Source organism: Streptomyces sp. NPDC030840, assembly GCF_055572015.1.
In genome coordinates, this window is sequence record NZ_JBVIEE010000013.1 from 1 (window position 1) to 12,281 (window position 12,281).

General features: G+C 72.1%; 10 protein-coding genes. 2 read left to right on the plus strand and 8 right to left on the minus strand.

Annotated features, from left to right (window positions below):
- From ACZ49J_RS26190 to ACZ49J_RS26200, 3 genes are all read right to left on the minus strand, one after another.
- A partial coding sequence (locus ACZ49J_RS26190; RefSeq protein ID WP_468350400.1) for an IS701 family transposase occupies nt 1-983 on the minus strand: 983 nt, incomplete at its 3' end.
- 52 nt (nt 984-1,035) lie between these two features.
- The gene (locus ACZ49J_RS26195) at nt 1,036-1,701 is read right to left on the minus strand and encodes a dienelactone hydrolase family protein (RefSeq protein ID WP_467451844.1); all 666 of its coding nucleotides are present in this window, start codon (nt 1,699-1,701) and stop codon (nt 1,036-1,038) included.
- Between the two features lie 250 nt (nt 1,702-1,951).
- Nucleotides 1,952-2,875 carry an LLM class F420-dependent oxidoreductase gene (locus ACZ49J_RS26200; RefSeq protein WP_467451845.1) on the minus strand — a complete coding sequence of 308 codons (924 nt, stop codon included), beginning with the start codon at nt 2,873-2,875 and terminating at the stop codon, nt 1,952-1,954.
- A gap of 243 nt (nt 2,876-3,118) precedes the next feature.
- Between ACZ49J_RS26200 and ACZ49J_RS26205 the strand changes: the two genes are divergently transcribed.
- Nucleotides 3,119-3,283 carry a hypothetical protein gene (locus ACZ49J_RS26205; protein ID WP_467451846.1) on the plus strand — a complete coding sequence of 55 codons (165 nt, stop codon included), beginning with the start codon at nt 3,119-3,121 and terminating at the stop codon, nt 3,281-3,283.
- Nucleotides 3,284-3,420: 137 nt separating this feature from the next.
- Here ACZ49J_RS26205 and ACZ49J_RS26210 read toward each other — a convergent pair whose 3' ends face one another.
- The 4 genes from ACZ49J_RS26210 to ACZ49J_RS26225 all read right to left on the minus strand — a co-directional run bounded on the left by ACZ49J_RS26210 (nt 3,421) and on the right by ACZ49J_RS26225 (nt 6,595).
- The gene (locus ACZ49J_RS26210) at nt 3,421-3,891 is read right to left on the minus strand and encodes a DUF6099 family protein (RefSeq protein ID WP_467451847.1); all 471 of its coding nucleotides are present in this window, start codon (nt 3,889-3,891) and stop codon (nt 3,421-3,423) included.
- Between the two features lie 231 nt (nt 3,892-4,122).
- Nucleotides 4,123-4,497, minus strand: coding sequence for a nucleotide pyrophosphohydrolase (locus ACZ49J_RS26215; protein WP_467451848.1), 375 nt, complete (start codon nt 4,495-4,497; stop codon nt 4,123-4,125).
- 103 nt (nt 4,498-4,600) lie between these two features.
- Nucleotides 4,601-5,800 (minus strand): AAA family ATPase, encoded by a 1,200-nt coding sequence (locus tag ACZ49J_RS26220; protein ID WP_467451849.1) that lies wholly within the window; start codon nt 5,798-5,800, stop codon nt 4,601-4,603.
- A 399-nt stretch (nt 5,801-6,199) separates the two neighbouring features.
- Nucleotides 6,200-6,595, minus strand: a complete 396-nt coding sequence (locus ACZ49J_RS26225) for a cell division protein SepF (RefSeq protein WP_467451850.1) — start codon at nt 6,593-6,595, stop codon at nt 6,200-6,202.
- A gap of 419 nt (nt 6,596-7,014) precedes the next feature.
- On the opposite strand from ACZ49J_RS26225, the gene ACZ49J_RS26230 reads away from it, so the two are divergent.
- Nucleotides 7,015-11,133, plus strand: coding sequence for a molybdopterin-dependent oxidoreductase (locus tag ACZ49J_RS26230; protein WP_467451851.1), 4,119 nt, complete (start codon nt 7,015-7,017; stop codon nt 11,131-11,133).
- Between the two features lie 181 nt (nt 11,134-11,314).
- Here the strand turns inward: ACZ49J_RS26230 and ACZ49J_RS26235 are convergent, their stop codons facing one another.
- Entirely contained in the window at nt 11,315-12,070 is a 756-nt protein-coding gene (locus ACZ49J_RS26235) for a dienelactone hydrolase family protein (protein ID WP_467451852.1), read from the minus strand.
- Nucleotides 12,071-12,281 lie beyond the last annotated feature (211 nt).

The window sequence follows — 12,281 nt, forward strand, 5'->3', positions numbered from 1 at the left end:
GGCCATTCGGCCAGCAGCCACACGTCGGGCAGGACGCCGTCCCACCGGCCGTGCTCGGCCACCGCGGCCTGCTGGGCCAGCCGACGCGGACGCACTCCAGCCGGCCGGACCCGCACGGTGAGGAAGCGGGATGTCATCAGGCCCCGGGAGCCTTCCCGCCAGGTCACTTCGCGGAAGGCTTCCCGTCCCGCGGCCGCGGCCAGGTCCGCTACCGGCACCGATGGCTGCCGGTAGCGGGGCACCGGCGGGCGTCCGGTGCCGGAGCAGGCCGTGGCGGCGGGGTGGGCGTCATGGGGCTGGACGGTCAGATCGCCGCGGATGCCGACCACATACGGGATCTCCCGCTCGGCCAGGCCGGCGCGGAGGTCGGCGTTCTGGCCGTAGCCGGCATCCGCCACTACGACCGGCGGCACCAGCTGCCAGGTGGCCAGTTCGTCCAGGGCGTCCAGGGCCAGGCGCCACTTCTGTCGGTGCCCGACGGCTGCCGGGATGCCGGTGCGCCGGCGCCGGACGGCGTCATCCGCCCACTCCTTGGGCAGGAACAGCCGCCAGTTCAGCGGGCAGGAGGCCGTGTCGGAGACCGCATGCACGCTGACGGCGACCTGGCAGTTGGCCTGCTTGCCCAAAGCGCCGCAGTACTGGTGGGCGACGCCGACCGACATCCGTCCGTCCTTGGGGAACGACACGTCATCGACCGCCCAGGCGTCCGGGCCGATCCGCGGCACCATCCGCTCGGCGATCCGTCGGCGCACCGGCACCGGATCCCACGTGGACTGGTTCACGAACTGCTGCAGGTTCTGCTCATTGCCGTCCGGCAGCCGCGAGGCCATGGCCTGGATCGACTTGCGGCGGCCGTCCATCATCAGTCCCCGCAGGTAGCAGTCGCTCTTGGCCCGCTGGTCCTTGCGCGGTATCGAGGCGAACACATCCGCCACGAATAACGCCAACGTCGCCCGGACCCGGTTCACTTCATGTGCGTCCACACACTCCGCATGCCCCTGAACACAGCCAGCAGACAGACCTAACGGAGTCCTACTAGTGCTCGCGGCCCTGCGAGGACTTCAGCCGCCCGACACACCACTGCCGGGCCGCGACGGCGACCTCCTCCAGCGCACCGGGCTCCTCGAAGAGGTGGGTGGCCCCCGGCACGATGTGTAGGGAGTGCGGGCCGCCGAGCCGCCGCGCCGCCTCCTCGTTGAGCCGCAGCACCACCTCGTCGTCGCCGCCGACGATCAGCAGCACCGGCACCCTTACGGCCTCCAGGGCATCCTCGGCCAGGTCGGGCCGCCCGCCCCGCGACACCACGGTCAGCACGCGGTCCGGGCGCTCTGCGGCGGCGACCAGGGCCGCGGCCGCGCCGGTGCTGGCGCCGAAGAGGACGATCGGGAGCCCGCGGGTGTCGAGCTGCGTGTCGAGCCAGTCGACCGCGGCCACCAGGCGGCGGCCCAGGAACGGGATGTCGAAGCGGTGCTCGCCGGTGGCGGCGTCGTCGCGCTCCTCCCGCTCGTTCAGCAGATCCATCAACAGCGTGCCCAGGCCCGCGGCCCGCAGCTCGGCGGCCACCATCCGGTTGCGCGGGCTGTGCCGGGAGCTGCCGCTGCCGTGCGCGAACAGCACCACCGCCCGCGCCCGCTCCGGCAGGATGAGGTCGCCCGGGAGGGTCGCGCTGTCGGTGGGCACCAGAACCATCTCGGAGAGCATCGGGATCCCTTCTTCCCAAGGTCGGCCGACCCCGCGGATCGATGTGTCCGGGTCCTCCCCACCGCGTACCCCCCTCCCGGCCGATCGTTCCCGCCCTGCGCGTACGGCTCCCGCGGCTTGCCGCCGGCAGGCAGGTCCCGCAGGGTGCCCGCGCCCCCTGCGGGACCTGCGGCCCTTTGAGGGCGCGGGGCGCTCCGGGCTTGCCGTGGCTCCGGCACGTGGCTACGACGACGTGGCTACCCCGACGTGGCTACGACAACTGGGACTGGACCTGCGAGGAGATCAACTCCAGGTGGTCCAGGTCGTCGAGGTCGAGGACCTGGAGGTAGATCCGCCGGGAGCCGACGGCCTGGTACTGGCCGATCTTGTCGACGACCTCGGCCGGGGAGCCGGCGAGCCCGTTGGCCTTGAGTTCGTCGACCTTGCGGCCGATCGCGGCGGCGCGGCGGGCGACCTCGGCGTCGTCCTTGCCGACGCAGACGACCAGGGCGTTCGAGTACGTCAGGTCGTCGCCCCTGCGTCCGGCCTCCTCGGCCGCCGCGCGCACGCGCGTGAACTGCCTCTCGCTGTCCTCGACCGAGGCGAACGGCATGTTGAACTCGTCGGCGTACTGCCCGGCGAGACGGGGCGTGCGGCTCGCGCCGTGTCCGCCGATGAGCACCGGCACCTTGGTCTGCGCGGGCTTGGGCAGCGCGGGCGAGTCGGTCAACTGGTAGTAGGTGCCCTCGTAGCTGAAGGTCTTGCCGGCCTCCGTCGCCCACAGCCCGGTGACGATGGCGAGCTGCTCCTCGAGACGGGCGAACTTCTCCTTCGGGAACGGAATCCCGTACGCCTTGTGCTCCTCCTCGAACCAGCCCGCGCCCAGGCCGAGTTCGACGCGTCCTCCCGACATCTGGTCGACCTGTGCGACCTGGATGGCGAGGACGCCGGGCAGGCGGAAGGTTCCCGCGGTCATCAGGGTGCCGAGGCGGATGCGCTTGGTCTCGCGGGCGAGCCCGGCCAGGGTGATCCACGCGTCGGTGGGCCCGGGCAGGCCGTCCACGGACCCCATGCGGAGATAGTGGTCGGAACGGAAGAAGGCATCGAAGCCAAGGTCCTCGGTGGCCTTGGCGACGCTGAGAAGGGTGTCGTAGGTCGCCCCCTGCTGGGGCTCGGTGAAGATACGGAGATCCATACTCTCCATCCTGCACGGTCGAACAGAGGTCAACCGCACTGGTTCCCCGCGTCCCCCGCCGCCTCTGTCGAGTGAATTTCCGTCAACCCGGCGCCGCCGGCGGGATCTCGCGGTGACCCGCCCCAGCGATGATCGTTGGCGTGGGCGGAGCCGGACCGCCCGGCGCCCGTCGCCGGCGGCCGCTGCCGGGACGCCTGCACTCACGTGCCCCCGCGCCGGGGGCCGAGGGCCGAGGAGGCCTTGATGTCCCAGGAAGCCGTGCCGGAACAGGCCGTGTCCGCGCAGCCCAAAGGGCTGCTCCAGCAGATGGAGGAGCTGATGGCGGCCCTCAACGCCGACCTGTGCCAGCTGGACGCGGACCTCTCCGGCTCGCGCCCCGCCCCCGCGGACGGCCCCGACTCCGCCTGACCTTCCTCCTCTTCCCTCCGCCACCCGCAGCGCCCGGTCCACGACGGCCGGGCGTTCGCCGTGAGGCCATCGCACGGCGGCGGGACCATCACGAGGCCGCAACCGGCTCCCACACCCACGCTCACCCCGCCTTAGGCTCACCCCGCCTCGCGCTCCGGGACCGCCTGCTCCCGGACCGCGAGGCGGCGCAGCATCTCCCGAACCCGGTCGCGGGACTCCTCGGCCGCGTCGATGGCCTCCATGCACTGCCAGTACGTCGTCTCGTCATCCGCCGCGGAGGCGAGGCCGACGAGCGCTATGCCGACCTCACCGAGGAGGCCGCCGAGGCTGAGGAGGGTCTGGCGGGCGTCTCCCAGCTCGGTGAGCCGAGAGGCGCGTAAGGCGCCCACGGCCAGCTGCGGGGCGTCGAGGACACCGCAGCCTCTGCCGGCGAGCTCGGTCAGCCCCAGGGCCTCACCCCTCAGTTCCGGCGGGCCCGACACCGCCAGGCGGCTGCCGATCGCCTGTGCCAGGGCCTGCGCCTGCCACGCCTCCGTCATGATCTCCCGTTCCTCCCCGCTCCCCGCCAGGGCACGCCTGCTCGCCAGGATGAGTCGCATCGCGTCCATGCGAACCGCCCCCGTCTGTCTTGACGCGCTCTTCGCACGTCCGCCCGAACTCCGCTGTCCACTACCCACAGTGAAGGCATGTGGGACGAAAAGCCAGAGGAAGCCCGAAATCTGTGGACAACGCTTTGGCTGTGAACAACTCGATAACTCCGGAGAGTGACAAACGGATGGAGGGGTTCCGCTTGGAATCGGTTCCTCCCGCAGGGAGCCCTGAGAGCTGCCGAAGGCCTCTCAGGGCGACTCACCGGTCTGCTGCTCCCGTGGCTCTCCCGTCCGCGGCTCCCCCGGCACCGGGAACCTCCGCTCGTTGCGGTCGATCTTCGCGTCCAACGCGGCCAGCGCGTCGATGCCGAGCACCTCGCAGAGCTGGAGCAAGTACGCCAGGACGTCGGCGACTTCGTCGGTGACACGGTGAGCGGTGCCGGCGTCGTCCATCACGCGCGCCGACTCCTCGGGCGTCAGCCACTGGAAGATCTCGACGAGTTCGGACGCCTCGACGCTCAGCGCGGCGACGAGGTTCTTGGGCGTGTGGTACTGCTGCCAGTCGCGAGCGGCCGCGAAGTCGGCGAGCCGCCGCTGCAGGCCTGCCACATCCAGTTCGTTCACGGGAACCAGGTGTACCACCCGGGCCGGCGCCGCTCCCGGATCACCCCGCGCGGGCCCCGGGGGCCCGGGTTCCTGGGTTTCCACTGCTCAGCCGAAGCGTCTGTCACGCGTCCATGTCCACCACGGTCACCCCCGCCACCCCCGTGGCCCACGACGCGTCGGTCACCGCGCCCACCAGCCGGATGTGACCGCGCGCGCCCATGCGTACCGCGAGCCTGGCCAGCTCTCCCGCCTGTCGTGCGTCGAGGGAACGGTCGAAGCCGTCGGCGAGGACGGTCAGCGCCTGGAGCGCCGCGGGCACCTCGCCCACCGGGTCGGCCTCCAGGACACCGGGTCCGGTCATCAGTACCAGGGCCAGCGCCAGATACCTCAGTTCCCCGTCGCCCAGCAGCCCGAGCGGTGTCCGTACCCCGTCGCCCCGGTCCAGCAGCGCCCGTACCGTCCCGTCGCTCAGCGGCTCCGCCAGCACGTCCGCGACCGGGCCCGCGCACCCGGCGTGGGCCGCCGCGACGAGCTGAACGTGGCGCCGCCCGCACTCCGTGCGCGTACGCCACAGCACCTCCGCCAGGTTGCCGCAGCCGCGCAGCAGCCGGCCCGCTCCGGGCCGCACCGCCGCCCGCATGGGTTCGGGCCGCGGGTCGCAGGCGAACACCGACCGCAGGGCGACCACCGTCTGCTCGGCGGCGGCGAGCACCCGGCGCTGGCCGTCGGTCCTGCCGGCGACCCGGAGGGGCAGCAGAGCGGTGCCGAGGCGGTCGTCGGGGAGCGGGCCGCGGGTGACCGGCGCGGAGCCCGCCGTGTGCCAGGCCGCCTGGACGACGGGGCGGCTCGGGTCGCGCAGGGCCGTCTCCAGCAGGATCTGCTCACCGGAGGTCAGGCGCTCGCCCACGATGCGCAGCTCGGGCTCGGCCTGCACGGCGAGGTCGAGCCGTACGGGTCCCTCGGGGCCGTCGGCCGTGCAGCCGATGCGGAAGCCGCGCCGTCGGCGGGCGTCGGGCCGGGCCCGCTCGGGCACGCACGCGACCGGGTCCGGGAACACCTCGCCCAGCTCCGCCCCGCCACCCAGCCGGGCCAGCGCCTCGTACGCCCTGAGGGCCGTGGACTTGCCGCTGCCGCTGGGTCCGGCGAACAGGGTCACCGGGCCCAGGGGGAACACGGCGCGTCGGTGGCCGGCGAAGGCGGAGAGGCGGAGTTCGGTCACGCCGGGGCGGGTGGGCGGTGGCGGCATGGTGGGGGCCGTGGTGGGGGCCGTGGTGGGCCTGGGTGACGTCAGACCAGTCGGTGGCGGGGGCGGCATGGTCATGTACGGACCGTAGTCAGCGGGGGGTGGGGGAACCGTTTCGGTCTCGTGCCGTTCCTACGATCGAGGGAGCGCGTACGGGGGGTTTTCCGCCCCCGCCGCCCCTACCCGTCCCATCCCCGGGGGCTGCGCCCCCGTGCCCCCCGTGGGGGGGGTGGTGTGTTGGTGGGTTGGTGCGGGGTGGTGTGTGGCTGGTCGCGCAGTTCCCCGCGCCCCTAAAAACCGCGCCGCTCCCCGCGCCCCCAAAGACCCGCCACTCCCCGCGCCCCAAGAACCCGCGCAGTTGCCCGCGCCCCAAGAAACCTCCGCAGTTCCCCGCGCTCCTAAAAGACGCGCCGCTCCCCAGCCTGTGAAGGCTGGAAGACGCGCTACTCCCCCGCCCCGGAAGGCGCCGTTGTCGCTTTAGACGCCGGGGATGCCCGCGCCCTCCATGAGGCCCCGTACCTCGGTGCCCGGTGGGGTGAGAAGGAACACGTTCCGGTCGACGCGGTGCATTCCGCTTGCCAGGCCGAACACGACTCCCGTGCTGAAGTCGAGGACGCGCTTGGCGACCTCGGTCTCGGCGCCGGAGAGGTCCAGGAGGACCGGGACGCCCGCCATCAGGGTCTCGGCCACGTCGCGGGCGTCGGCGAAGACGTTGACGCGGAGCACCACGAAGCGGCGCCGTGCCTCCGTCTCGGCCTCGGGTATCGAGCGGTGGTCGACCTGGGACGGCCATGCGTCCCGGCCACGCAACGGCACGACCTGGGCGAGCCCTTCCCACTGTTCGTCGGTGACGTCGTGGCTGTTCACCGGCACTCCCCCTGGCTCGCACTCAAAGTCTGCACCAGCCAATTCTTACGCATGGTCACCCGTTCGGCTCAACAGCGACACGGACCGCTACGTCCCCAAGCGCACAACGGCCGGAATACGTCACTCTCCAGCCCCTCACAGTCGCCACTCGGTCACTGTGTGGCCCATGTAACCCCTCATGATCAGGTCATGTGACATCGGCGTAACGGGCAATTCGTACGCTCGACCACGCCGCACAACGATCCGGACAACGATCCGGACAACAAACCGGACAACGATCGGCGGCCGGGATCCGTATCCCCTACCGGACACCGGTCACCGACACCGATCACCGACACCGATCACCGACTCCGATCGGGCACACCGATCCGTGCACCGATCCGACCGATCGGACCGCCCAGCCGCCGACCAGGAAGGGGCCGCCCGTGGCCGCGCAGGGCCCGCAGAGCACGACCCAGCAGGTGCGGACCGTGTGTTCGTACTGCGGTGTCGGGTGCGGAATGGTCCTGGACATCGGCATGGGCCCGGACGGACGGCGTACGGTCCTGAAGGCGTCCGGGGACAAGTCCCACCCCGCGAACTCCGGCCGGCTGTGCACGAAGGGCGCGACCACGGCCGACATGCTGGCCGCGCCGGGACGGCTGACCACCGCGCTGGTCCGGGACGACCGCGGTGACGAGCCGGTCCCCGCGCCCGTGCACGACGCCGTGGCCGAAACCGCTCGGCGGCTGCGCGCGATCATCGACGAGCACGGGCCCGACGCGGTCGCCTTCTACGTCTCCGGGCAGATGAGCCTGGAGGCCCAGTACCTGGCGAACAAGCTCGCCAAGGGTTTCCTGCGGACGAACCGGATCGAGTCGAATTCCCGGCTGTGCATGGCGAGTGCGGGAACGGGCTACAAGCTGTCGCTCGGCGCCGACGGGCCGCCCGGCTCCTACCAGGACCTCGACAAGGCCGATCTGTTCCTGGTCATCGGCTCCAACATGGCCGACTGCCACCCGATCCTCTTCCTGCGGATGATGGAACGGGTCAAGGCGGGCGCCAAGCTGATCGTGGTCGACCCGCGGCGCACCGCGACCGCGGAGAAGGCCGACCTGTACCTGCCGATCCGTCCCGGCACCGACCTCGCCCTCCTCAACGGCCTGCTGCACCTGCTGCACGAGAACGGGCACACCGACCCCGGCTTCATCGCCGCGCACACCGAGGGCTGGGAGGCGATGCCCGGGTTCCTCGCCGACTACGCGCCCGACGCCGTCGCCGGGATCACGGGGCTCGCGGAGGAGGACATACGGGAGGCCGCGCGGCTCATCGGTGAGGCGGGCGAGTGGACCAGTTGCTGGACCATGGGCCTCAACCAGTCGACGCACGGCACCTGGAACACCAACGCCCTGGTCAACCTGCACCTCGCGACCGGTGCCATCTGCCGGCCCGGCAGCGGACCGTTCTCCCTCACCGGGCAGCCCAACGCCATGGGCGGGCGCGAGATGGGGTACATGGGGCCGGGGCTGCCCGGTCAGCGGTCCGTGCTCGTCGACGAGGAGCGGGCGTTCGTCGAGGAGCTGTGGGGGCTGGAGCCGGAGACCCTGCGGAAGGACGGGGTCGGGCAGGGCACCGTCGAGATGTTCCAGAAGATGGCGGACGGCGAGATCAAGGCCTGCTGGATCATCTGCACCAACCCCGTCGCCTCGGTGGCCAACCGGAAGACCGTGATCGAGGGCCTGGAGGCCGCCGAGTTCGTCGTCACCCAGGACGTATTCGCCGACACCGAGACGAACGCGTACGCCGACGTCGTCCTGCCGGGCGCGATGTGGACGGAGTCCGAGGGCGTCCTCATCAACAGCGAGCGCAACCTCACGCTCGCCCAGCCGGCCGCCGACCCGCCCGGCGAGGCCATGGCCGACTGGCGGCTGATCGCGGCCGTCGCCCGGGAGATGGGGTACGAGAAGGGGTTCTCGTACGACAGCGCCGAGCAGGTCTTCGAGGAGATCAAGCAGGCCTGGAACCCGAAGACCGGGTGGGACCTGCGCGGGGTGACGTACGAGCGGCTGCGCTCGACGTCCGTGCAGTGGCCGGCGCCCACGGAGGACGGGCCGGACCGCAACCCCATCCGGTACGTGGAGAGCGGCGCACCCGTGTTCCCCACGGCGAGCGGGCGGGCCGTGTTCCACGCGCGGCCGCACATGGAGCCCGCCGAGATGCCGGACGACGACTTTCCGTTCGTACTCAACACCGGGCGGTTGCAGCACCAGTGGCACACGCTGACGAAGACGGGGCGGGTCGCGAAGCTGAACAAGCTGAATCCCGGGCCGTTCGTGGAGGTCCATCCGCGGGACGCGGACGGGCTGGGTGTCGGGGACGGCGACTTCGTCGAGGTCGCCTCGCGGCGGGGGCGGGCGGTGCTGCCCGCCGTGGTGACGGATCGGGTGCGGCCGGGGTGTGTGTTCGCGCCGTTCCACTGGAACGACCTGTTCGGGGAGTATCTGAGCATCAACGCGGTGACGAGTGACGCGGTTGATCCGCTGTCGTTCCAGCCGGAGTTGAAGGTGTGTGCGGTGGGGCTCGCGAGGGTTTCCTCGCCCCCGCCGCCCCTACCCGTCCCATCCTCTCTGGGGGCTTCGCCCCCAGACCCCCGTGTCGCCCTCGCGGGCTCGTCCTCGAACGCCGGACGGGCCGAAGTGACCGGCTCGCCCACAAGCCCGGGAGCGGCCGAGTTGGCCGCTCTCGGGCTCGAACCCGTCCCTCCGCCCGTGCTCTCCGCTCAGGAGCGCCAGTACCTCACCGGCTTCCTCGCCGGGCTCGGCTCGGGCGTCCCGGGGGTTCCCGTACTGCCGCCGGACGCGCCCTTCAGCCCCGAGCACGCGCTGTGGGTCAACGGTGTTCTCGCCGGGATGTACTCCAGGTCGGCGGCCGCGCCCCCGGCCGTTCCCGTCGTGGAGCCCGCCGGGCGGGAGGTCGTCGTGCTGTGGGCCTCGCAGACCGGCAACGCCGAGGAGTTCGCCGTGGCCGCCGCCGAGCGGCTGGCCGCCACCGGCCACCGGGCCCGGCTCGTCGGCATGGACGAGGCCGGCCCGGAGCAACTCCCGCGCTCCGCCGACCTGTTGCTGATCACCAGCACCTTCGGCGACGGGGACGCGCCCGACAACGGCTCCGGCTTCTGGGACGCCCTCTCCGGCCAGGAGGCGCCGCGCCTCGACGGGGTACGCTACGCGGTGCTGGCCTTCGGGGACTCCTCGTACGACGACTTCTGCGGCCACGGCCGGCGGCTGGACGCGCGGCTGGACGAACTGGGCGGGGTGCGCCTGGCACCGCGTACGGACTGCGAACCCGACTACGAGCCCTCGGCGGACGCCTGGCTCGACCAGGTGCTCACCGCTCTGGGCGGTACGACGACCGAGGCGCCGCCGACTCCCCCGCCCGTGCGGTCCGCCAAGCCCGCGCCCACCACCGCCCGTCTGGTCGGCAACCGGCTGCTCAGCCTGCCCGGCGCGGGCAAGGAGGTGCGCCGGTTCACCTTCGACACGAGCGGTACGCCACTGACGTACGAGGCGGGTGACGCGCTCGGTGTGCGGCCGGTCAACTCGCCCGATCTGGTGGCGGAATGGCTGGCGGTGACCGGCCTGGACGGCGGGGCGGCCGTGCAGGTGAACGGAGTCGGCGAGGTCGCGTTCGCCGAGGCCCTGCACCGGCACCTCGACATCACCCGGATCACCTCCGACCTGCTCCGGTTCGTCTCCGAACGCGCCCGCGACAACCGCGAGTTGAAGAAACTGCTGCGTCCCGACAACAAGGACGGGTTCGCCCAGTGGTCCTGGGGACGGCAGGCCGTGGACGTGGTCACGGAGCACGCCGTACGGGCTTCCGCGCAGGAGTGGGCCGACGTCTTCAAGCGGCTCCAGCCCCGCCAGTACTCCATCTCGTCGAGCCCGCTCGTCGACCCGCACCGGATCTCGCTGACGGTGTCGGTCGTGCGGTACGAGAACCTGCGCGGGCGTCCGCGCGCCGGGGTCTGCTCGCCCTTCCTCGCGGACGGCGAGCCGGACATGGAGGTCCCGGTCTTCGTGCAGCGCTCCCCGCACTTCCGGCCTCCGGCGGACGGCTCCACCCCCATGATCATGGTCGGTCCGGGCACCGGGGTGGCGCCCTTCATCGGCTTCCTCCAGGAGCGGCGCGCGCTCGGCCACCGGGCTCCGAACTGGCTGTTCTTCGGCGAACAGCACCGGGCGACCGACTTCTACTACGAGGACGAGCTGGCGGGTTTCGTGGAGGACGGTGTCCTCTCCCGGCTCGACACCGCGTTCTCCCGCGACCAGCGCGCCAAGGTCTACGTGCAGGACCGGATGCGCGAGCACGGCCCCGAACTGTGGCACTGGCTCCAGGACGGCGCCCGCTTCTACGTCTGCGGCGACGCCTCCCGCATGGCCAAGGACGTGGACCAGGCGCTGCGCGACATCGCGGTCGCGCACGGCGGGATGAGCGGGGACGAGGCCGCCGCGTACGTCAAGCAGCTCGCGGCGGACAAGCGGTACGTGCGGGACGTGTACTGAGCCGTCGCCTGGCGGCAGATCCACCCCTGCCGGCCATCCGCCGATCGCCCGCCGACCGCCATTGCCGCCGGCCATCCGCCACTCGCCCGCCGCCCGCCATTGCCGCCGACCGCCCGACGATCGCCTGCCGCGGTTCTCGCCACGGCGGGCGGTCGGGGTCAGGGCGTGCGACGGAGCGCGGTCACAGGCAGCGGCCCAGGAGCGACAGCAGTGCCTCCCAGTGGCGTTCGGCCGCCTCGGCGTCGTACATGGCGGTGTCGGCCTGTGTGTAGCCGTGCGGCGCGCCGGTGTACACCTCGGTGCGGTGGCGGACACCCGCCTCGGTGAGTGCCTTGTCGAGGCGTTCGATCTGCTCGGGCGGCAGGGAGTGGTCCTGGTCGGCGTGGCCGAAGTAGAGCTCGGCGGTGACGCGGCCGGCCAGCAGGTGCGGGCTGTCGGGTGCGTCGGTCGCCAGGCCTCCGCCGTGGAAGCCGGCCGCGGCGGCCACGCGCTCGGGGTGGGCCGCGGCGGTGCGCAGGGCGAGGCCGGCGCCCATGCAGTACCCAGTGATGCCGACCGGCCCGTCGGCGGCCTCGGGGCGGCCGGCCAGCCAGTCGAGGTAGGCGCCGGCGTCGCGCGTCGCCAACTCGGGGGTGAGGGACTGCATCACGGGGGCGATCTGCTCCCAGAGGCTGGGGCGCTCCTGCGGGTTGATGAAGTCGGGCAGGTCGAACACGGGGGCCCGGCCGTGACGGTAGAAGACGTTGGGGACCAGCACGGTGTAGCCGGCCTCGGCGAGGCGGTCGGCCATCTTCTTCAGGTGGGGCCGCAGTCCGAAGGCGTCCATGTAGAACAGCACCGCCGGGTGCGGGGAGTTGCCGTCCGGGGAGGCCAGGTAGGCGTCGGCCGTGCCGTCGGGGGTGGGGAGGTCCACGGAGAGTCCGCGCACGGTGGTCATGGGTGCTTGCCCTCTCTGTCCTGGGCGTTGGGGGTACCGGTACGCGCCCGGACCGCGAGGTGGCCCGGGGCTGCGCGTTCCATGGCCGCCACACTACGGCGGACCGTTCCCGGCACGGCGCGGGGCCCCGCACACGGGCGGTCCTTCACGAGGCAATGTTGTGCACTTTCTTGATCGCGGCCAGCTAAACGCCTACATTCACGGGTGTCCT